At 69.3% G+C, this 20,460-nt stretch carries 21 protein-coding genes; 7 read left to right on the forward strand and 14 right to left on the reverse strand.

Features of this window, described 5'->3' with window-relative positions; all coding sequences use genetic code 11:
- Positions 1 to 24 precede the first annotated feature (24 nt).
- Positions 25 to 318 (reverse strand): co-chaperone GroES, encoded by a 294-nt coding sequence (groES, locus tag D7V88_RS12225; protein WP_120540816.1) that lies wholly within the window; start codon positions 316 to 318, stop codon positions 25 to 27.
- Positions 319 to 745: 427 nt separating this feature from the next.
- Between groES and D7V88_RS12230 the strand changes: the two genes are divergently transcribed.
- The 3 genes from D7V88_RS12230 to D7V88_RS12240 are packed head-to-tail and all read left to right on the forward strand — an operon-like array spanning position 746 to position 2,551.
- Entirely contained in the window at positions 746 to 1,345 is a 600-nt protein-coding gene (locus tag D7V88_RS12230; RefSeq protein WP_120540817.1) for a hypothetical protein, read from the forward strand.
- 19 nt (positions 1,346 to 1,364) lie between these two features.
- Positions 1,365 to 2,006, forward strand: coding sequence for a hypothetical protein (locus tag D7V88_RS12235; RefSeq protein ID WP_120540830.1), 642 nt, complete (start codon positions 1,365 to 1,367; stop codon positions 2,004 to 2,006).
- 38 nt (positions 2,007 to 2,044) lie between these two features.
- Positions 2,045 to 2,551 carry an NUDIX hydrolase gene (locus tag D7V88_RS12240; RefSeq protein WP_120540818.1) on the forward strand — a complete coding sequence of 169 codons (507 nt, stop codon included), beginning with the start codon at positions 2,045 to 2,047 and terminating at the stop codon, positions 2,549 to 2,551.
- A gap of 3 nt (positions 2,552 to 2,554) precedes the next feature.
- Here the strand turns inward: D7V88_RS12240 and rpoZ are convergent, their stop codons facing one another.
- Entirely contained in the window at positions 2,555 to 2,794 is a 240-nt protein-coding gene (gene rpoZ, locus D7V88_RS12245; protein WP_120531319.1) for a DNA-directed RNA polymerase subunit omega, read from the reverse strand.
- Positions 2,795 to 3,149: 355 nt separating this feature from the next.
- Here rpoZ and D7V88_RS12250 point away from each other — a divergent pair, with 355 nt between their 5' ends.
- Complete coding sequence (locus D7V88_RS12250) at positions 3,150 to 4,031, forward strand: SDR family oxidoreductase (RefSeq protein ID WP_208726247.1); 882 nt, start codon at positions 3,150 to 3,152, stop codon at positions 4,029 to 4,031.
- 6 nt (positions 4,032 to 4,037) lie between these two features.
- On the opposite strand, the gene D7V88_RS12255 is transcribed toward D7V88_RS12250, so the two are convergent.
- The 8 genes from D7V88_RS12255 to D7V88_RS12290 form a co-directional block, all read right to left on the reverse strand.
- On the reverse strand, positions 4,038 to 4,394 hold the full coding sequence (locus tag D7V88_RS12255; RefSeq protein ID WP_120540819.1) for a DoxX family protein: 357 nt from the start codon (positions 4,392 to 4,394) through the stop codon (positions 4,038 to 4,040).
- A gap of 57 nt (positions 4,395 to 4,451) precedes the next feature.
- A complete protein-coding gene (gene pgm / locus D7V88_RS12260) occupies positions 4,452 to 6,089 on the reverse strand; it encodes a phosphoglucomutase (alpha-D-glucose-1,6-bisphosphate-dependent) (protein WP_120540820.1) in 1,638 nt (545 codons plus the stop codon).
- Positions 6,090 to 6,236: 147 nt separating this feature from the next.
- Positions 6,237 to 7,532 (reverse strand): AmpG family muropeptide MFS transporter, encoded by a 1,296-nt coding sequence (locus tag D7V88_RS12265; RefSeq protein WP_120540821.1) that lies wholly within the window; start codon positions 7,530 to 7,532, stop codon positions 6,237 to 6,239.
- Positions 7,533 to 7,646: 114 nt separating this feature from the next.
- Positions 7,647 to 8,606 carry a hypothetical protein gene (locus D7V88_RS12270; protein WP_244238111.1) on the reverse strand — a complete coding sequence of 320 codons (960 nt, stop codon included), beginning with the start codon at positions 8,604 to 8,606 and terminating at the stop codon, positions 7,647 to 7,649.
- A gap of 11 nt (positions 8,607 to 8,617) precedes the next feature.
- A complete protein-coding gene (locus D7V88_RS12275; RefSeq protein ID WP_120540832.1) occupies positions 8,618 to 10,225 on the reverse strand; it encodes a caspase family protein in 1,608 nt (535 codons plus the stop codon).
- A 68-nt stretch (positions 10,226 to 10,293) separates the two neighbouring features.
- The gene (locus D7V88_RS12280) at positions 10,294 to 11,076 is read right to left on the reverse strand and encodes a DUF4384 domain-containing protein (RefSeq protein WP_120540823.1); all 783 of its coding nucleotides are present in this window, start codon (positions 11,074 to 11,076) and stop codon (positions 10,294 to 10,296) included.
- The gene (locus D7V88_RS12285; protein ID WP_244238112.1) at positions 11,073 to 11,615 is read right to left on the reverse strand and encodes an RNA polymerase sigma factor; all 543 of its coding nucleotides are present in this window, start codon (positions 11,613 to 11,615) and stop codon (positions 11,073 to 11,075) included. The genes D7V88_RS12280 and D7V88_RS12285 overlap by 4 nt, the downstream gene beginning before the upstream one ends.
- A 28-nt stretch (positions 11,616 to 11,643) precedes the next feature.
- A complete protein-coding gene (locus D7V88_RS12290; protein ID WP_120540824.1) occupies positions 11,644 to 12,645 on the reverse strand; it encodes a hypothetical protein in 1,002 nt (333 codons plus the stop codon).
- Between the two features lie 208 nt (positions 12,646 to 12,853).
- Here D7V88_RS12290 and D7V88_RS12295 point away from each other — a divergent pair, with 208 nt between their 5' ends.
- Positions 12,854 to 13,711 carry a nucleotidyltransferase gene (locus tag D7V88_RS12295; RefSeq protein WP_372241077.1) on the forward strand — a complete coding sequence of 286 codons (858 nt, stop codon included), beginning with the start codon at positions 12,854 to 12,856 and terminating at the stop codon, positions 13,709 to 13,711.
- Complete coding sequence (locus D7V88_RS12300) at positions 13,695 to 14,399, forward strand: metallophosphoesterase family protein (protein ID WP_120540834.1); 705 nt, start codon at positions 13,695 to 13,697, stop codon at positions 14,397 to 14,399. The genes D7V88_RS12295 and D7V88_RS12300 overlap by 17 nt, the downstream gene beginning before the upstream one ends.
- 24 nt (positions 14,400 to 14,423) lie before the next feature.
- On the opposite strand, the gene D7V88_RS12305 is transcribed toward D7V88_RS12300, so the two are convergent.
- From D7V88_RS12305 to D7V88_RS12320, 4 genes are read right to left on the reverse strand one after another with little or no spacing between them, the layout of a single operon-like run.
- Positions 14,424 to 15,893: a DUF4340 domain-containing protein gene (locus D7V88_RS12305; RefSeq protein WP_120540826.1), complete on the reverse strand. Its 1,470-nt coding sequence runs from the start codon at positions 15,891 to 15,893 to the stop codon at positions 14,424 to 14,426.
- Entirely contained in the window at positions 15,890 to 17,458 is a 1,569-nt protein-coding gene (locus D7V88_RS12310; protein WP_120540827.1) for a GldG family protein, read from the reverse strand. Before D7V88_RS12310 ends, D7V88_RS12305 begins: the two co-directional genes overlap by 4 nt.
- A gap of 2 nt (positions 17,459 to 17,460) precedes the next feature.
- Positions 17,461 to 18,264 carry an ABC transporter permease gene (locus D7V88_RS12315; protein ID WP_120540828.1) on the reverse strand — a complete coding sequence of 268 codons (804 nt, stop codon included), beginning with the start codon at positions 18,262 to 18,264 and terminating at the stop codon, positions 17,461 to 17,463.
- A gap of 40 nt (positions 18,265 to 18,304) precedes the next feature.
- A complete protein-coding gene (locus D7V88_RS12320; RefSeq protein ID WP_208726249.1) occupies positions 18,305 to 19,048 on the reverse strand; it encodes an ABC transporter ATP-binding protein in 744 nt (247 codons plus the stop codon).
- A gap of 42 nt (positions 19,049 to 19,090) precedes the next feature.
- Here D7V88_RS12320 and D7V88_RS12325 point away from each other — a divergent pair, with 42 nt between their 5' ends.
- A complete protein-coding gene (locus D7V88_RS12325) occupies positions 19,091 to 20,284 on the forward strand; it encodes an aspartate kinase (protein ID WP_120540829.1) in 1,194 nt (397 codons plus the stop codon).
- Positions 20,285 to 20,460: the final 176 nt, after the last annotated feature.

The following is a 20,460-nucleotide window of genomic DNA, read 5'->3' on the forward strand; positions in this document are numbered from 1 at the left end:
GAGTGGAAAAGGGTGCGGCGGGCTTCACTTGTCGACGATGACGCCCAGCACATCCTCTTCGCGGAGGATCAGGTGATCCTCGCCGTCCAGCTTGATCTCCGTGCCCGCGTACTTGCTGAAGAGGATGGTGTCGCCGGCCTTGATGTCCATGGCGCGCACCTTGCCGTCCTCCAGCACCTTGCCGTTACCGACGGCGACGACCTTGCCCTCGAGGGGCTTCTCCTTGGCCGTGTCGGGGATGAAGAGACCGCCCTTGGTCTTGGTCTCCTCGGCGACGCGCTTGATGATGAGCCGATCCTGCAGGGGACGAATCTTCATGGCTTGCTCCTGTGAACCACGGCCTGGCGGCCCGGATTGCGGTCCGGACCGGGATGCCGTTGGGGTTGAGAAAAGGGCCTGTTGGCCGGTGGCGTTGGCACTCGCACCTCGTGAGTGCTAACGCCAGGTCGCGGCGGATAATAACCAGGGACTTCACCTCGTCAAGCGACGTTGGTCCTTGGGTCCGTGTGCGGCTAAACACCCGTCCTGCCTGTGGTTTTCCAGGAAGTTTCCCCACCCGCCACGCCTGCCCGGCAGGCGGGGGGCAGTGTCGCCGCGTTGGCACTCACCCGGCACGAGTGCCAACGTAAGTCCTTGATAAGACTCAAGGGTGTTTTGCCGACGCCGTGCGACATGACTACGCTTGCTCGTGGAGCCCCCTGGGAGTCGAGGCTGACTTCCAGCAAACCCTCGGGAGGTGTGGTCGATGAGCGGACTGGTGACGTCCTCTTCCTCGCTGAAGGAGTTCTTCCGGGAACTGCTGCTGGAAGTCACGACGCGGCAGCGGGTGGCGCTGAACGAGTCCACCGAGTTCTACCTGGTGAACCTGCTGGCGGACTTCGCGGCGTCGGACAAGCTGTTCAGCCGGGATGCCGAAGGCCGGCGCGAGCACGAGCCCCTGGCGGAGCTGTACCACCGGGCGCTTCAGCAGGAGCGCGACGAGCGCATCCGCACGCTGCGGCGGCTGGGTGACGTGTCGCTCTACAAGGTCGGCTTCTTCTCCGGCGCGCTGCAGCAGGGGATGGTCGGCCCGGACTACTACATCCAGATGGGCGGTGCGGCGTACGGCCAGGTCGCGGAGCTGGTGCCCGCCAGCGGCTTCACCGGCGTGTACCGCGAGCTGTGCGACAAGTTCCGTTCGCTGGTGGAGGTGCTGGAGGAGATCAGCGCCCGGGGGCTGGTGAGCGCCGGTCCCGCCGGGGCGCTGCGCGTCTACGAGTCCTGGGTGCGCACCGGCAGCGACAGGCTGGAGCGCGTGCTGGTGGACGCCGGATGGATGCCGCGCAAGGGGCCGCTTGCGAACTGACCCGGGGGAATCCCCGCTGCTGGTGGGACGGCTCCAGGCCCACCTGGAGGCCATCTACGGCTTCCGGTGCCAGGCGCGCGCGGAGGCCTTCGTGGTGGACCTGGAGACCGCCGCGCTCCTGGGCGGCACCGGCCGCGCGCCGGAGGAACTGCTGGTGCTGGAGGCCCGGGGCGGCCTGGAGCTGGCGCTCTACCTGTCCCCGGCGCTGCTGGCCCGCCTGGAGCGCTACGACGCAAGCCCCCTGGGCTCCGTGCTGGATGGCGACCTGGATGGCTACTGCCAGGTGACCGAAGGCGTCAGCCACTTCCTCTACGTCGCGCACACGGCGCACTACGAGCGCACGGTGTCGCTGCTGGAACTGGAGGCGCAGGCGGAGGTGGACAAGTTCGTGGTGTGCCTGCTGCACCGCTGGGGCGAGGGCGTCGTCGGCTGGGCCCGGGAACTGCTCCAGCGCCTCTTCGACCACGTGGCGTACCAACCCCGGCTGTCACTGGAGGAGCGCTGGCGCTACGAGGAGGCGAACCGGGTGTCGCGCCGCTTCTGCGCGCGGCTGATGGGGCACGTCGTGGCCCGGCGGTTGGACCGGCTCCTCGGCGACCTGCGTTATGCGTACCGGCTGGGGGCGGAGGCCAAGCTGCGCCACTTCGCGCACGGCGGTTGATGGCCCGGCCGGCGTCCGCTTCGGGTAGGGTGGAGGGCATGCCGCGCGAGGCATCCTCAGGAGGCATCGTCATCCGGGCCAGCAGTGCCGGCACCTGGGAGGTGGCCGTCATCCGTCCGCACGGACGTCACCTGTGGGCGCTGCCCAAGGGGCACGTGGACCCGGGCGAAACGCCCGAACAGACCGCCCACCGCGAGGTGCGGGAGGAGACGGGGCTCTCCGTGGCGCTGCTCGCGCCGCTGGGGGAGATCCGCTACGTCTACCAGTTCCGGGGGCAGCGCATCTTCAAGCGCGTCCACTTCTTCCTCTTCCGCTACGAGGCGGGGGAATTGGGGCCGCTGCCGGGGCCACGCGTGGAAGTGGATGAGGTGCGCTGGCTGCCCCTGGAAGGGCTGATTCCCGCGCTGGGCTACAAGGGGGAGAAGGCCGTCGCCGGCCGGGCGCTGCGGTGGATGCGCGCCCAGGGCCTGGCGTCCGCGCCTTCCGCCTCGCCCGGAGCCCCTCCGGTGACGGAGGAGGGCGCCGGGCTGAAGAAGGAAGGCTGAAGCCTACTTCTTGGCTTCTTCGGCGGTGTACTTGCCGGAGAGCGCCTCGCGCACGTCGCGGTCGAACTTCACGCGCTGGGTGGCGACCTCGCGCAGGGCGAGCACGGGCGGCTTGTTCTTGGAGGTCTCCAGGATGGGCCGGGCGCCGGCCATCAACTGACGCGCGCGCTTGGCGCCCAGCAGCACCAGCGCGAACCGGTTGTCCACGTAGGGGAGGCAGTCTTCAACGGTAACGCGGGCCATGGGACATCCTTCTTGGCTTGGGAGCCGGTGGAAGCCTCTGAACCTAAAGAGCACCTCCGGGCGAGTCAAGGAAGGATGGTGGGCCCGCCCCGTGCCCACCGGCCGACGCTCCAGGGCCTTCCCTGTTCGCTGGCTCACGTCTGATTCTCAGGTTCCGGAATTTAAGACGCAATCGCGCAACGGATCGCCGGGGGTGCGTTTTTCGAAGAAGGAATGGGACGCCAGGCGTGGGTCCCCGTCACCCCGCCTCCTGGGATTCCCGGGTTGCGGTTCGCGAGAGGAGGTCCCGCATGAGCGCGGTGGAATCCTGCGGCGCTGTCCATCCCCGGTGCGTGTCGGGTGGGAGGGGGGAGTCATGGGAGGGGAAGCCGTGAACGGGCCGGTGCTGGTGACGGGCCCGACGGGCAACGTGGGCCGGGCGGTGGTGCGGGCCCTTCTGTCGGAAGGGGTGCCGGTGCGCGCGGCGGTGAAGTCGCCGGAGCACACCGTGGCGCTCCTCAAGGAGATGGATGGGGACGTGACGCCGGTGCCGCTGGACTTCCTGCGCCCGGAGACGTTCCTGCCCGCGCTGGAGGGCGTGCGGGGCGTGTTCCTGATGCGGCCCCCGTCCCTGGCCAACGCGGAGGGCACGCTCAACGCCTTCGTGGACGCGGCCGTCGCTCAGGGCGTGAAGCAGGTGGTGTTCCTGTCCATGGCGGGCGCGGAGCGCAGCACGTGGGCGCCGCACCACGCGGTGGAGGAGCACCTGAAGCGCTCGTCGCTGGGGTGGACGCTGCTGCGCCCGGCCTTCTTCGCGCAGAACCTGGGGGACACGTACCGCGAGGACATCCGCCAGGACGGCCGGCTCTACATGCCCGCGGGGCTCGGCAAGGTGGCCTTCGTGGACGTGCGCGACGTGGGCGAGGTGGCGGCGCGGGCGATGCTGGACACGTCCCTGCGCGACCGCGCCTTCACCCTCACCGGCCTGGAGGCGGTGACGTTCGAGGAGGTGGCCTCCGTGCTGTCGGAGGTGCTCGGCCGGCCCATCCGCTACGTGCCCGCGTCGGTGCCCGGCTACGTGCGCCACCTGCACCAGCGGCGGTTGTCCTGGGGCCAGTTGGGCATGCAGACGCTGGTGCACGTGGGGCTGCGCTTCGGCCATGCGGAGCAGGTGGACCCCACGCTCACCAACCTGCTCGGGCGCCCCACGCGCACGGTGCGCCAGTACATCGAGGACCATGCGCCGCTGTGGCGCTGACGTATCTCAGGTGTACCAGAGCGCCCAGAGGATGAGGACGCCCTGCAGCGGCAGCCTCAGCCAGAGCAGGGCCTTGGGAATCGTCCGGAACTTCTCCGGGTGCCGGGCCATGTGCACGTTCGCGGGGAACACCGCCACGAACAGCGCGACGAGTCCCCAGGCCGCAAGCCGCGTCGTCTGCGGCACCACCAGCAGCACGCCGAGCAGCACCTCCGCCACGCCGCTCAGGAGCACCAACTCCCGGGGGTACGGGAGGTAGGGCGGCATGATGCTCATGAACATGCGCGGCTTGCGGAAGTGGGTCACCCCCGCGACGACCATGAACAGCGCGAGCACGAACTGGAGGATGAGCTTCACGGACATGGCGGGTGGGGCTCCTTGCGGCGGCATCGAAGCCCGCCCCGGAGCCCCCGTCCATGCCTACTTTCCGGCGAAGGCCTCCCCGACGATGGCGCGCGCCTCCTGGACGATGGAGTCCAGGTGCGCCTGGTCGCGGAAGCTCTCCGCGTAGATTTTGTAGACGTCCTCGGTGCCGGAGGGCCGCGCGGCGAACCAGCCGTTCTCCGTCGTCACCTTGAGGCCGCCCAGGTCCGCGTTGTTGCCCGGCGCGCGCGTGAGGCGCTGCGTGATGGGCTCACCCGCGAGCGACGTGGCCTTCACCGCGTCGGGGGACAGCTTCTTGAGCAAGGCCTTCTGTTCGGGCGTGGCCGGCGCATCGATGCGCGTGTACAGCGGCGCGCCGAACTTCTTCGCCTGCTCCTGATAGTGCTCGCCGGGGTCCTTGCCGGTGTTCGCGAGAATCTCCGCCGCGAGCAGGTCCAGGATGATGCCGTCCTTGTCGGTGGTCCACACGGTGCCGTCGGTGCGCAGGAAGGACGCTCCCGCGCTCTCCTCGCCACCGAAGCCCAGAGAGCCGTCCAGGAGGCCGTCCACGAACCACTTGAAGCCCACCGGCACCTCCACCACGCGGCGGCCCAGGTGCTTCGCCACGCGGTCGATGAGGCTGCTGCTCACCAGCGTCTTGCCCACCGCCGCGTCCTTCTTCCAGTGCGGGCGGTGGCCGAACAGGTAGCCGATGGAGACGGCCAGGTAGTGGTTGGGGTTCATCAGCCCCTGGCTGGGGGTGACGATGCCGTGGCGGTCGGAGTCCGTGTCGTTGCCGAAGGCGAGCGCGTACTTGTCCTTGAGCGCCACCAGGTTCGCCATCGCGTACGGCGACGAGCAGTCCATGCGGATCTTCCCGTCGTGGTCCGCGGGCATGAAGCCGAACGTGGGGTCCACCTTGCGGTTCACCACCGTGAGCTTCAGCTTGTAGCGCTCCGCGATGGGGTCCCAGTAGTCCAGGTTGGAGCCGCCCAGCGGATCCGCGCCCAGCTTCAGGTTGGCCCTGTGGATGACGTCCATGTCCACCACGTTGGCCAGGTCCGCGACATACGGCGTGATGAAGTCGTGGGGCTTCACCGTGTCGCTTCCGCGCGCCTTCTCGTAGGTGACGCGGCGGACGTCCTTGTTGCCAGCGGCCATCAACTCGTTGGCGCGGCGCTCCACCAGGGACGTGACGTTGGAGTCGGCGGGGCCGCCGTTGGGCGGGTTGTACTTGATGCCGCCGTCCTCCGGCGGGTTGTGGGACGGGGTGATGACGATGCCGTCCGCGAGCCCGCTCGTGCGGCCCCGGTTGTACGTGAGGATGGCGTGGGAGATGACCGGCGTGGGCGTGGCGCCTTCGGTGTAGCGGACCTCGACGCCGTGGGCGGCCAGCACCTCCAGCGTGGTGCGCTGGGCGGGCTCGGAGAGGGCGTGCGTGTCCTTGCCCAGGAACAGCGGGCCGTCGTAGCCCTGCTGCTTGCGGTACTCGCACAGGGCCTGCGCCACCGCGAGGATGTGCGCTTCGTTGAAGCTCCGGCGCGCGGCGCTTCCCCGGTGACCGGAGGTGCCGAAGGCGACGCGCTGCTCGGCGATGGACGCGTCCGGTACGTCGGAGGCGTACTGCCTGCGCAGCTTCTCGGGGTTGATCAGCAGGTCGCGCGAAAGGGGCTTGCCAGCGGAAGGATGGGCCATGACACGGCCACACTAGCCGCGCGCGCCCTGGGATGGGGAGGCGAAGTCACGCCCCCCTGTCCATCCCGGCACCGGACCTGACGCGCTCCGTCCAGAAGCGGGCGGGAGCGCGTATCCCCCGGGGGGGTAACCGTTGTCCGGAAGCCGTCAGCGCGCCACGGCGACGGAGGACGTGGGCGCCGTGGGCGGCATGGCCTCCGGCGCGGGGGGCTCGTCGTCCATGGGCTGGGCCGCGTGTTCGGGCAGGAACGTGAGCAGCACCAACGCGGGGATGGCCGCCGCGGCGGTGAAGGCGAAGAACGTGGGCCAGCCCATCCACGTGGCCAGGTAGCCGGACACGGAGCCGATGAGCCGGTTGGCGATGGTGCCCATCGTGGACAGCAGCGCGTACTGCGTGGCGCTGAAGCTCTTGTGGCACAGCGACATCACGAAGGCGGCGAACGCCGTCACGCCCAGGCCCGTGCACACGTTGTCCACGGCGATGGCGCCCGCGAGCATCAGGTCGTTCTTGCCCACCAGCGCCAGTGCCAGGAAGGCCAGGTTGGTGAGGCCCTGCGCGGCGCCGAAGATGAAGAGCGCACGGCGCATGCTGAGCTTCACCATCAGCACGCCGCCCAGCAGGCCACCGCCGATGGTGGCCAGCATGCCCAGCGTCTTGCTGAGCGCGCCAATCTCCGTGTTGGAGAACCCGAGCTCGATGTAGAACGGCGTCACCATGCTGGCGGCGATGGCGTCCCCTAGCTTGTAGAGCACCAGGAACGCGAGCACGCCCAGCGCGTACTCGCGCCGGAAGTAGTCCACGAAGGGCTTCACCACCGCGTCCAGCAGGTTGCGCGGAGGCCGCACGCTCTGGGGCTCCGGCGCGATCAGGGTGGCCACCACGCCCACGCTCATGAGCAGGCCCATCACGTAGTACGTCCTCGACCAGCCGAGCTGATCCGACAGGATGAACGCGAGTCCGCCCGCGACGAGCATGCCCATCCGGTAGCCGGTGACGTACATGGAGTTGCCCAGCCCGCGCTCCTCCAGGGTGAGGATGTCCGTGCGCCACGCGTCCGCGACGATGTCCTGGCTGGCGGACAGGAACGTCACCACCACCGCCAGGCACGCCATCGCGATGGGGGAGTCCTTCGGGTTGACGAGCCCCATGGCGGCGATGGCGCCCATGAGCAGCACCTGCGTCAAGAGCATCCAGCCGCGCCGCCGGCCCAGGAAGGGCAGGGTGTAGCGGTCCATCAGCGGCGCCCACAGCACCTTGAACGTGTAGGGCAGCGCCACGAGGCTGAAGATGCCGATGGTCTTGAGGTTCACCCCCTCGTTCTTCATCCACGCGGACAGCGTGACGCCGGTCAGCCACAGGGGGAGGCCGGACGCGAAGCCGACGGCCATCAGGAGCCAGATGCGCCGGCTCTTCAAGACGGTGAGAAGCGAGGGATTGGTCATGGAGGGCGCGGGAGAACAGCCGCCAGCATAGAGAATCCGCCCCGCGCGTCACCTGCCAACGGCCAGGGAATGTCCGCCCGGCTGCTGTCCGGGCACCAACCCGGGCGGCTTTCGCTACGGCCCCAGCGCGGACACGTCCGGACAGGAGGACGCGTTTCCCTCGGTGGGGTTGATGAAATCCCAGTTGCGCTGGAGGAAGGTGATTCGCGTCTGCGCGTCCCAGCACTCGGTGTATTTCAGGCCCTTCGCGTCGCCTTCCAGGATGGTCAGCACCAGCTTGCCCCGTCCCTCTGGTGTCCAGCGCGACACGATGTCCAGCGTCTCCAGGAGCCCGCCGGGCACCAGGTCCTGGCCGGGCAGCCGGAACGTCATCTCCCCCAGCCCCTCCGGCACCTGGCGCGACGCATAGCGCGTCAGGGGCAGCGTGGCCCCCGCGCCCGTGAAGAGCAGCTCCACGCTCGTGGGCAGCGCCTTCGTCTGGTAGCGGATGTCCAGCCGGTCCAACCCGTCCGCCTCGCGCGTGTCGAAGCCGTTCGCGCGGGCCTCCTTCAGGTCCAGCGCGAGCGCGCCCGTGCCCTTGCGGATGCCGCCGTCCGCCTTGAAGGTGCCGGGCAGGTACGTCCACCACCCGTCCTCGCCCGCGCCCCGGGGACGGAACTGGAGGCGGTAGGCGAAGTCGGCGCCCTGGCGCTCCATCACGAGGCGCAGCTCGTGCCCGGGATGGTCGTCCGCGGGGAAGGGGCCCCAGATGCGGCGGTCGGTTTCGCGCGTGGTGGGCGCGACGCCGCGAAAAAGCTCCAGCAGGGTGAGCAGCGCGTCCACGCTGGCGTTGAACTGCGTGCCCACCTGATAGGACTGGACCGCCAGCTCCGACGTGCCGCCCAGCACCTGAAGACCCAGCCGGTCCTCGCGGGTGCCGGTGCCCTGGCCGGAGCGTTTGGCGGAGTCCGGCAGCATGGCGGCCAGGTCCTCGCGTTGGGGCAGGGCGTTCTGGAACTCCAGGTCGTCGTTGGAGAAGTCGCCACCGCATGCGATCGCGAGGAGGCAGAGCAGGGCTGTGAGCAGGTTTCGCATCGCGTGCGCTCTCATGGCTCGTACGTGAGGAGCGCCGCCAGTTCCCAGTAGCCCAGGGACCGCTGCGCATCGACGGTGTATTGGAGGTACTGCGCCCGGCCCCGGGCGGTGAGGTGGAGGCGGCGCGTGAGCTGGAAGCGCGCGCCGGCCACCAGTCCCGGTGACACCATGGCGAAGCGCTGATCCGGGAACGCCGCGTCCTCGAACTGGCGGCCCAGGATGAGGTACGCCAGCCGAGCGCCCACGAACGGGGAGACGCGGCCCAGGGGCCACTCGGTGGTGAGGCTCGTTCCCAGGTTCACCACCGAGTACCGGTACGACGGCCCCGCGAGCGTGGGCAGCGCCAGCACACCCCGCGTGCCGCCCACGGAGGCATCGAAGCCCCAGACCCAGTCGCGGCGGAAGTAGTCGTGCAGCTCGGCCTCCGCGCCGAACAGCGGCACGGAGAGGAAGAGCGACTGGCGCGTGGCCGCGTCGAAGAAGGACTGGTAGCCGCCCGTGAGGCCGAAGGCCCACCACGAATCCCGGCCCCGGCCCGCGCCCTTCACGGGGTCGTCGGAGAAGGGGGCGTCCTTGAGGCGCGGCTCCTCCAACACGGTGGTCCGGCCGCGAGCAATCTCCACGTCCCCGATGCGAAGCCGGTCGCTGAGCCGTCGCTTCACGCGGTAGGTGCCAGGGGCCAGGGCCACGCGGCGCTCCGTGTCCGCGCCCTTGTCCAGCTCCGCGACCACGAGGCCGCCTGGATCCACGAAGTAGTACGCACCCGCGGGCGCGCCGCCGGGCACCACGAGTCCCTCGGCGTTCGCGCGCAGGTCGGTGAGGACCAGGTCTCCGTTGCCCGCGAGGTCGTAGCTGAACGTGGGGTGCTGCGGGCCCGCGCTGCTGTCGGCGGTGTCCGCGACGGTGCGCGCGTAGGCGTGTGAATACGCTTCGAAGAGCGTCACGCGTCCGTCGCCGCTGCGGTCCGCGTCGCCCAGCAGGCCGCTCGTCAGGTGGTGGGAGAAGTAGCTGCCGCCCAGGGCATCCGACTCCTGCGAGTCCTCGTCCGCCGCGCTGGAGGTGAGGATGACGACGCCCCGGGCATCGCGCGCGGCGCCGGATTCCACGTCGAAGGCGGGGGCTTTACGAGCGCCCTTGGTCCGCGTGAGCGCGCCGGAGCGGCACGAGTCCAGGATGGCGATGCGGATGTCGACGGGTGCCTCTGCCAGCCGGCGCTTGAGCGCGTCGAAGGCCAGCCGCGAGTCACCCAGTCGCAGGGCTCCGTCCTTCGCGTGACCGGAGTAGTAGACGAACAGCGCGGTGCGCTCCCCGCGAGCCTGGGCCGCGCGTGCCCGTTGTTCCAGTTCCGACAGGGCGGAGAGGAAGTCCTTCGCGTCATCGTCGAGGAGGAGCTTCGCGTCGGACGCGGCCACGCCACCCAGTCGGGTGAGCAGGTCGTGCATCTTGCGCGCATCGTCGCGCGCGTAGCTCAGGGGGCGCGTGTCATTGCCCCCCGTGTCGTTGCCAGCGATGAGCGCGAAGCGGCGCAGCGTGTCCGCGTGCGCGGCGGTGGACAGCGATACGAACGCGAGCGCCAGTCCCAGGGCCCACGCGTGGGGCGGGGCGATGACGGTGCGCATCCGCGCCAGGACGCGAAGCCCCGCGAGCAGTGCCCGTTGCGGAGCGACACGCTTCACGGGCAGGGTGCTCATGGCTTCAGCAGGATCCACTGCGTCTGCTCGCCCGCGACATCCAGCGGCGCCATGCGCGTGACATCCCGCCCCGCCGCCGCGAAGGACTTCCGCGCCGCAGCGCTCAGGGCATCCATCGACACGGGCGCCTCCGTCAGCAACAGCACCACACGCTCCGCCCCCGCTCCGGTGAACTCCACGCTCTCCGGCAACCAGTGCTGTCCCGCACCCGGCTCCACCGCGAGGCTGTCCCCCGACTCCGGATACAGCGGCGTCACCTCGCCCTGGGCATCCACCGACAGCGCGGCCACATAGCGGTGCGCCTCCGGCGTGTAACCCAGCCGCACGCGCTCACCGGGGCGCAGGGCTTCCGGTGCGTCCACGCTCGCCACCCGCTGCGGCTCCGCACCGCCACCGATGCGAAGCTCCGCGCTCGCGCCGCCCTTGAGCCGGTTGCCTGCCACGGGCCGGGACGCCCCGTCGTTCTCCAGCAGCGGACGCACCAGCACCAGCACGAACACGGAGGCCGCTACCAGCATCAGAGGTCTGGCCCACGCGGCGCGCGTCACGGGCTTCGCCGAAGCCTTGGACTGACGGGCCAGGGCCCGCTCCACGCCCGCCTCGAAGTGCTCGAAGGGCACCTCCGCCTCGAACGTGGTCTGCTGCTCCGACAAGGACCGGAGCACCGCGCCACATGCCTCGCACGCCTCGGCATGCTCACGGGCGCGCAGGGCCTCCGGGGCAGGCAGGTCGCCGACGTGCAGGCGGCGCAATGTCCAGTTCGACTCGTGCGCGCTCATCGGACGTTCAGCTCCTCTCCACCCAACTGTGCGAACTGTTCCAGCCGCTTGCGCACCGTGGGCACCGAGCGCCCCAGTACTGCGGCCACCTCTTCCAGCGTCATCCCGTCCACGTGGTAGTGGATGGCCGCCGCCTGCGTCTCCGCGTCCACCCGGGCCAGCAGCTTGCGCACCAGGTCGCGCGTCTCCATCGCCTCCGCCCCACCGTGGCCCTCGGAGCGGGCCGCCTCGTCTCGGGCGAACCACCGCCGCCACGCCGCCCCTTCCGACCGGAGCTGGTTGAGGCAGTGGTGCGTGGCGATCTTCATCAACCACGTGAGCGGGGAGGCCTCCGCTCGGAACGAATCCCCGTGCACGAGCGCACGGGCGAAGACGTCCTGCATCGCGTCCTCGGCCCGGCTCGCATCCTTCAGCAGGTAGCGGCAGCGCTCCCTCACGCTGCCGCCGTACTTCACATACAGGTCGCGCAGGACGGCCCGCCGGTCCTCGGAAGGACGGGGAGCTACCACCTTCAGGGCCAGTGGGGTCGGTCCAGTCACGCGCGGCTTGAGCCTACCGCGAGGAGGCTCAGAGCGACGAGTACACCGCCGCGTTGAATCCGCCGCAGGCCGCTTCCGCCTCGCCGTACCCCAGGCGCGGGTCCAGGCTGACGATGAAGTAGGTGCTCAGGAAGTTCGTGTCCCAGCACTCGCTCAGCGTGGCCTCGCCCTTCAGGTCGCCGCCCGTCACCTTGATGTCCGAGCGGCCCGCCCCCGTCGCAGTCCAGCGGCTCTTGATGCTCAGCTTCTCCAGCTTCGCGCGCAGCGGGTCCCCGTTGTCGATGTCCTTGGCCGACGCGAAATCGAACTCGCCGCCCGCCGTCGCGGACGCCTTGTAGCGGTAGTTCCCGTCCACGCGCTGTTGCGGGTCCTGCTCGTCGCGCACCTGGCGGAAGTCCGCTTCCACCGTGGCCTCCGCCGTGGCGCTCGGACGCGCGTAGCGAATCTCCACCGTGCCCACGTTCTCATCGCCGTCCGGCAGGCTGTGCGACGCGTCCCAGTCGATGAACAGCTCGCCGGAGCCGAAGCCCTTCAGGCGCTCGCCGTTCGCGTCCACCGCCACCGTCTGCGTGCCGGACAGCACCGCCTTGAAGCCGCTGTCCGCGTCCGCCTTCGCCTTGCCCTCCAGCACCCAGGAGAACGACGCGTCCCCCGACTTCGTCACCGTCAGCCGCCACGTCGTGGGGCTCAGCGCGTCCGTGTGCGGACCCCACACCGCCTTGTTCTCCTCCAGCGTCGTCGGCGGATACTTGGCGATCTGCTCGATGAGGTTGAGCACCCACAGCGTGCCGCCGTTGATGGACACCGTCGCGTTCACCGTCGCCTGGTAGTACTCGGCCTTCTGGCCCAGGCCGTACATCGCGGACGGGCCGCTCGCCGTCAGGCCCTGGCCGCTCTCCTTCGGCGCCTTCACCTGCATCATCTCCTTGGAGGGCAGGCCGTCGCGGAACGTGTCCTCGTTCGTCTCGGCGTCGTTGCAACCGGCGGCGAACAGCAGGGAGGCGGCACACAGCAGGCTCTTGCGCAGCATGGTGGGGTGTCCTTTCAGGGCCCGTCGTGCGGGCCGTGCGGCAGGGAATTCGCTCCTATGGACACAGGCCGGGCGAAAAACAGAAAAGGCGCTCGCTTGAGGCGAAAAGTTTCAATGAAACCGGCTGTTTGGAACCTGCCTGCCTGCCCTCCGGCCGCCCACGCCCGCCTGCCCGACCGTCGAAATGGGCCATCCCTAGATTTCGCCCATGGAAAAACGACACCCGAACCATCCCGGGGACATGGGTACGGACGCCTCGCTGGCTGAGCGTGAGCGCGCGCCGGACGAAATCAACGCCCGCGCCAGAGCCGTCGGCCTGCTTCATGAGGCTGGGGTGCCCTTCGTGGTGGGCGGGGCCTATGCCTACGCGACCTATACCGGCATCTACCGGGACACCAAGGACCTGGACCTGTTTCCGCGCAAGGCGGACGCGGTCCGCGCGCTGGAGGTCCTGGAGAAGGACGGGTGGCGCACCGAGCACCACGACGAGGTGTGGATCTACAAGGCGTACAAGGGTGAGTACTTCGTCGACTTCATCTTCTCCTCCGGCAACGGCGTGGCGACGGTGGACGACGAGTGGTTCACCCACGCCAAGAAGGCCAACATCTTCGGCTACGAGTGTCTCATCGCTCCCGCCGAGGAGATGATCTGGTCCAAGGCCTTCGTCACCGAGCGCGAACGCTATGACGGCGCGGACATCAACCACCTCATCCTCAAGGCGGGGCGGGAGATGGACTGGGACCGCATCCTCCGGCGATTTGATCGCTACTGGGAGGTGCTGCTCAGCCACCTGATGATGTTCCGCTTCGCCTATCCCAGCGAGCGCGACATCGTGCCCAACTACGTCATGACGGAGCTGATGAGCCGCACGCTCCAGACGGTGCGCGACGGCAGTTGGGATGAGCGCCTGTGTCGCGGCAATCTGGTGTCCAAGGTGAACTACCACGTGGACATCCACCACTGGGGCTTTGGGGACGGCAGGGCCTGGGACGAACAAGAACGACCCGAGGGGGACGTGCGTGGCGCGAGATCCGAGCTCGAAAATACGGCTGGCGGCAGTCGGTGACCTCCACTGTCGGGACGACCAGCACGGTCGCTTCCGTCAGCTCGTCAAGCAGGTGAATGCTTCCGCGGACCTGCTGCTCCTGTGTGGCGACCTGACGGATCGCGGCATGCTGGAAGAGGGGAAGGTGCTGGCCGAGGAGCTGTCGGCCCTGCGCGTTCCCTGTGCCGCGGTGCTGGGCAACCACGACTACGAGCACGGGCAGGTGAAGGACATCTGCTCGGAGCTGTCGAAGGTGGGCGTGCACATCCTCGACGGGGACCACTTCATCTTCGAGAAGGTGCTGGGCGTCGCCGGGGTGAAGGGCTTCGGCGGAGGCTTTGGTAACGCGACGTTGCAGGCCTTCGGTGAGGGGCAGACGAAGTCCTTCGTGCAGGAGGCCGTCACCGAGTCACTCAAGCTGGAGGCGGCGCTCAGCCACCTGGACACGGAGAAGAAGGTCGTGATCATGCACTACGCCCCCATCCCGGAGACGCTGGAGGGGGAGAACATCGAGATCCGTCCCTTCCTCGGGACCAGCCGCCTGTCGATGCCCATCGACCATTACGGCGCGGCCTACGTCTTCCACGGGCACGCGCACCATGGCGCGCGCGAGGGCAAGACGAAGAGCGGCATCCCGGTGTTCAACGTGGCCATGCCACTGCTCACCAAGTTCACGCCCGAGCAGCGCTTCGCCTTGATGGAGGTGTAGCGCTCCCTGGTGGAGGTACAGCTCTCAAGGTGCTCCGCCGTCCGGACCTCCGGGCGGCGGGTCCTTCAGGTCCGCGGTGCTCGTGGGCCAATCCGCCACGGCGCCCGCGGAGACCTCCACGAGGTCGGGGCCCGAGCCGCGTGCGTAGAGCCGCTCGTCCTGCTCCGGCACGGCGTTGCCCAACCACAGCCGCGTCAGCTCGCGTCCGTCCGCGTCGCGCAGCACGACGCTCCGGGAGGCCTCGCCAATGCCGTAGCGCTCCCAGCGCTTCACGTTCGCTTCGCCGAACGCGGCGGCCTTCAACGACTCCAGCGAGCCCAGCAGCTTCACCACGCGGAAGTGCCGCGCGAGTCCACCGTCGGGACCTTCGATGCGCCACGCGTCGGAGCCACCATCCAGGGATGAGCCGCGCGCCACCACCACGGGAGCGGCCTTGCCTCCGGGATGGAACTCCAGCCGCCGCACGGCGTCGCGCGGGAACGCGAGCACGCGGCGATCCTTCAGCTCCGGCACGCCCACATCCAGCGTCGTCAGTGCCCGGGCATCCACCTCCGCGAGCGTGGCACGTGTCCCCTGCTCACGCAGAGCATGGACCACGGGAGTACCGTCGCGCGTCGCCTGGGACAGCCGCACGCGGATGGGGTCGCCCGAGACAGGCACGAAGCGCGCATCCACGAGGGGCGAGTCCAGGCCCAGGGCCTTCCGGGCGGCGGGGGTGTCCTCGGGGAAGGACAGGGCCTGCTGTCCCGCGAACGCGGTGAGCAGGTCCGCCACGCGGCTGGCGTTCGCGCGCGTCGGCTCCGGCTTCACCATCCGCCAGGTCTTGCCGTCGGCGTCGCGCGTCAGGAGGTATGCGTGGTCCTTCGCGGTCACCTCGATGGACTGGAGCGTCGCCGCGTCCAGCGGCCCCAGGAACTCCTTGGCGCGCAATTCAAAGGGGCCCCTGTCGAGCGACCACCGCACGACACCCTCGGCCGCGTAGACGGTCGCATCCCCGTCGCGGCGCACGTACACGGAGCCGTCGAAGGGGTTCTCCTCTCCACCCGACAGCGTCACCGTGCGCTGGCGTGACGGATCCTCCGCACCGCCGCCGTTCACATCCGGGACATAGGCGCGCGCCGTCACGGTGAAGTGAGGGGACGTGAGGCCGAACTTCTTCAGGTCCGCGTCGGATGGCGCCGCGTTCACCGTGGACTTGAACTTCGCCGTGGTGAGCTGCTGCACCATCGCCTCGACCGCATAGGGGTCCGCCTTCGCCTCCACGGGCGAGGTGATCCGCCAGCCTTCGGGCGTCCGCTCAAGCTCCGTGGTGGCGCCCCGGGCCTTCACCGTCAGATGGGTGAAGACGGGGGCCGCCGGGGCCGGGGCTCCGAGCTTCGGCTCCGCGGTCTCCGTGGCGAAGAGCTTGGGCGGAGCCGGCGGCTTCTCTTCACGCGAACACGCCCACGACCCCATCGCCGCGAGCCCGAGCACCACGAACGCCGAAGGCCTCATCGGTTCCTCCTCGACAGCCAGACGGCCAGCCCCACGCCCAGGAGCGACAGCGGGAGCAGGTCCGTGGAGACGAAGCGCAGGGTCCGCATCTGTCCAGCGCTCAATTCCAGCGTGGAGGTCTCCCGGTCCGCAGGGCGCCAGGTGACCTTTTTCACCTGATGCGACGCCCAGCCCAGGGCATTCATCGCCAGGTTGCGGTTGGCCTCATGGCCCCAGTTCGGATCCAGCAACAGCTCCGAATCCCCCATGACCACCAGCCGCGCCTCATCGAAGCGCTTGTGCTCCGCGCTACGCGTGTCCCGGGACGCGGCGGCGACGAGCGTGAGCTGTCCCATCTTCTCCCCATCCGACGGGGTGGCGTCCTCCTGGGGCCGCGTCTCCACCCAGGCATAGGGCGAGCTCAGCAGCACGGGCTCCACAGTGACGCCGGGAAGGAAGCCCTCGCGAAACAGCGTGAGGCTGCGCGCGGTGGGAAGCTGCACGTTGAAGGCGCGCTCCTGGAGGGGGCGGGTGATGACGTGCTTGCCGAAGAAGTTCGACACCAGGACGAACGGGTTGCCCGCGTTGAACTGCGAGTCGGCGGCCACGCCCTCATCCACCTGCACGCCGTAGTCCGCGAGGAACAGCCCCAGCCCGTCCACCGAGCCCACATCGGTGAAGTACAAGAGCCGCCCGCCCTCACCCAGATAGGTGCGCAGGGCCGCCACTTCCGGAGCCGTGTAGTCCTCCTTGGCGCCCGCGATGATCAACAGCCCCGCGTCGCGAGGCACCTCCTGCCTGCCCAGCAGGTTGAGGGGTTCGGGGCGGTAGCCCTCGCGGACCAACTGACGTCGGAACTCCGACAGCCCATCGCCAGGACCCTGGGCGCCCTGCGGCGTCTCCAGCGGCCACTCCCCATGCCCTTCGAGGAAGTACACCTTCTGCGCGCCCGCCGCGCCCAACTGGAGCAGGGCGTTGGTCAGCTCCAACTCGGCGGGAACCGGTAGCAGGGTGTGGGGCGCGCTCTCGCCCTCGCCGCGCGACACGACCACGAGCGACTGGCCGTCCTTGAGCTGATACTTCGCGGCCAGCGCGGGCTCCCGGCGCGGATCCACGAAGGCGGCGTCGAACACCTGGGGCGCCGCCTCGTGGTAGCGCCGGAACAGCTCTTCCAGGTCGCCATAGGCCGGGTGCGTGGGCGGAATGAGCGCCAGGACGTGCACCCGCTCCTTGAGGCCCGCGAGCGTTTCGAGCGTCTGCGGCGCGAGCGAGAAGATGCGCTCCCGCGTCAGGTCCCAGCGCTGGTTCTTCCGGAACGCGAGGACGTTGAGCGCCACCAGCGCGCCCAGCACGGCCAGCATGGTGAGCACGGTGGATGCGAGGAACCGTCCCGTGCGGCGAGAGCCCGCGCGCCCCAGCTCCTGACGGTGCGTGGCGACGTAGGCCGAAATCATCGCCGTGCCCAGCACCGCCTTGCCCAGGGCGAGCCCCACGCTGCCGGAGGAGAGGAACAGCGTGAAGGGACTGGACAGGAGGAGCAGCAGGCCAAAGGCCCCCAGCACCCGGGTGACGTGGGTCGCTCTCATGGTCACGCGTAGCGCTGCGCTTCCACCGCGCGGTGGGTGAGCAGCAGCGAGAACAGGATGACGGACGCGAAGAACACCAGCGCCTGCACTTCCAGGACGCCCTGGATCATGCCCTGCAACTGGGTGTCGAAGGACAGGTAGTTCAGGAAGGAGCGCAGCGGCTCCGCCGTGGACAGGGCCACCCCGCGCAGCAGCATCCACGGCAGCAGCACGGTGAAGGTGAGGAAGGCCGCCAGCATCTGGCTCTCCGTCAGCGCGGAGATGAACAGGCCCACCGCCATGCAGGTCGCTCCCCACAGGAGCACCGCCCCGTAGCCCAGCAGCACCGTGGGCCACTCCAGCGCGGGCCCGTTCGTGCCCGAGCCCACCACCGACAGCAGCACCGGGAACACCAGCGTCAGTCCCAGCGTGACGAAGATGAGGCCCAGGCCGCCCAGGTACTTGCCCAGCACGATGTCCACTGGCCGCACCGGCGTCGTCAGCAGCAGCGCGAACGTCTTCTGGCGCTTCTCCTCCGCGAACAGCCGCATGGACAGGAAGGGCGCGACGAAGAGCGTGATGATCAGCACCACGCCCCACAACTGCACCACCACGCCGTCGGTGAGGTTGCGGTAGACGACCGAGTCGGGCGGCAGCCGGCTCCACCCGTGCTCACGGGCCAGCGCCTGCACCTGCTGGAACTGCTCCAGCAGGCTGACGAAGAAGAACGACGAGAGCGCCGCCATCGCGGTGAACACGGCGTAGGCCCACGGGGTGGTGAAGGCGACGGCCAGCTCCTTGCGGGCGATGGCCAGGGCGGTGCGCATGCGCGGGAGGTCCTCGAAGGGGGAAGGGGAGCCGCGCGCTTCAGGCGGCGGTCAGCTTGATGAAGACTTCTTCCAGCGAGGCGTTCTCCGCCTGGCCATGGGACTTCGCGAGCGTGTCGATGGCCTCATGGGCCACCACGCGGCCCTGGTGGAGGATGAGCACCGTCTGGCACGTCACGGTGACCTCCGGAAGGATGTGCGTGGACAGGAGCACCGTGTGCCTGCCCGCCAGGCTGCGAATCAACGCCCGCAGTTCGGCGCGCTGGGCCGGGTCCAGGCCTTCGGTGGGTTCGTCCAGGATGAGCACCGGCGGAGAGCCGAGCAGCGCCTGCGCGATGCCCACGCGCTGCTGAAAGCCCTTGGACAGGTTCTGGAGGACGCGGCCCAGCACGTCGCTCACGCCGGTGAGGCCCGCCACGCGCTCCACCTCCGCACGCACGGCGCGGCCGGGCAACTGCTTGAGCGCCGCGACGAAAGTCAGGTAGCCATGCACCGTGAGCTCCGGATACAGCGGCGGCGTCTCCGGCAGGTACCCGATGCGCCGTTTGACCTCCATCGGGTGCGTGGACACGTCGAAGCCGGCCACCTTCGCGCTGCCCTCGGAAGGGGGCAGGAAGCCGGTGAGGATCTTCATCGTGGTGGACTTGCCCGCGCCATTGGGCCCGAGCAAGCCGAGGATCTCCCCCTCACCCACGGTGAAGGACAGGTCCTGGATGGCCACGCGATCGCGGTAGCGCCGGGTGAGGTTGCGCACCTCGATGATGGGATTCTCGGTGATTGGCATGCGCGGGGGCGGACTTTACACTGCCCGGGAAGCGAGGCGTGGATGCCAATCGTGGTGCAGAAGTACGGCGGCTCATCGGTCGCCGACGCGGAGAAGCTCGGCAAGGTCGCCCGTCGCGTGAAGGAGAAGCGGGACGCGGGGTATCAGGTCGTCGTGGTGGTCAGCGCCATGGGCGACACCACGGACGATCTGCTGGCGCTCGCCAAGGGCGTGTCGGCGGACCCGCCCCGGCGGGAGCTGGACATGCTCCTCACCTGTGGCGAGCGCATCTCCATGGCGCTGTTGTCCATGGCCCTCCAGGAGCAGGGCGTTCCGGCCATCAGCTTCACGGGCAGCCAGAGCGGCATCATCACCAACGACGCGCACGCGCAGGCGCGTATCGTGGAGGTGCGGCCCTACCGGATCCAGGACGAGCTGGCGAACGGCAAGGTCGTCATCGTCGCGGGCTACCAGGGGGTCTCCTACAAGAAGGAGGTCACGACGCTGGGACGCGGCGGCTCGGACACCACCGCGGTCGCGCTGGCGGCGGCGCTGGAGGCGGAGGCGTGTGAAATCTACTCGGACGTGGACGGCGTCTTCAGCGCGGATCCGCGCGTGGTGCCGGACGCCCGCAAGCTGGAGTCCTTGAGCTACGACGAGATGCAGGAGCTGGCGAGCGCCGGAGCCAAGGTGCTCAACGCCCAGGCGGTGGAGTGGGCCAAGGCGCGCGGCATCACCATCCTCGCGCGCACCGCGCACGGCCAGGGCACCGGTACCGTCGTGCAGGAACTGGCCGTGCCCACCGACAGTCGCGTCAAGGGTGTGACGGCGGACGCGGAGATGGCCGTGCTCGTCGCCAACGCGAGCGTGCCCCTGCAGGAGCTGCTGGAGTTCCTGGACGCCCGCGCCGTGCGCGGCCGCACGCTCGCGCACGACGGGCTGCCGGGGGCCCCAGGACGCACGTTCCTGGCCATTCCGCTGGCGGACGTACACGGCCCGGAAGCGCTCCAGCGAGAGCTGACCACGCGCTTCGGGACGGCGGTGGAGTGGCGGGACGGGTGGGGCACCGTGACGTGCGTGGGCGTGGGGCTCAACGCGGACTGGGTCCCGCTGCGAAAGGCCTTGTCGGCGGCCGAGGGCCTGTCCGCCCGTGTGCATGCTGTGAGCACGTCACCGCTCCAGGTGACGCTGTTGGTGGACAAGGCCCACCTCAAGCCGCTGACGGCGCGCCTGCATCGGGAACTGCTTGGTAGCTGACAGGGTTTCGAAGGCGGACCTGCGTTGATCCGGTGACTTGCACGACCCCCCTGGGTGCCGACAGGGGTGGAATGTCGAACTTTTGTTCCCATCCGGGGTAGGGCGCTTCCCTCCCTGGAGTCGATGCCTACCCCTGTCTCTTATACGCATCTGACGCTGCCGACGAAGCTAGAAGT

It is taken from the genome of Corallococcus terminator (assembly GCF_003611635.1).
GTDB classification, from domain to species: domain Bacteria; phylum Myxococcota; class Myxococcia; order Myxococcales; family Myxococcaceae; genus Corallococcus; species Corallococcus terminator.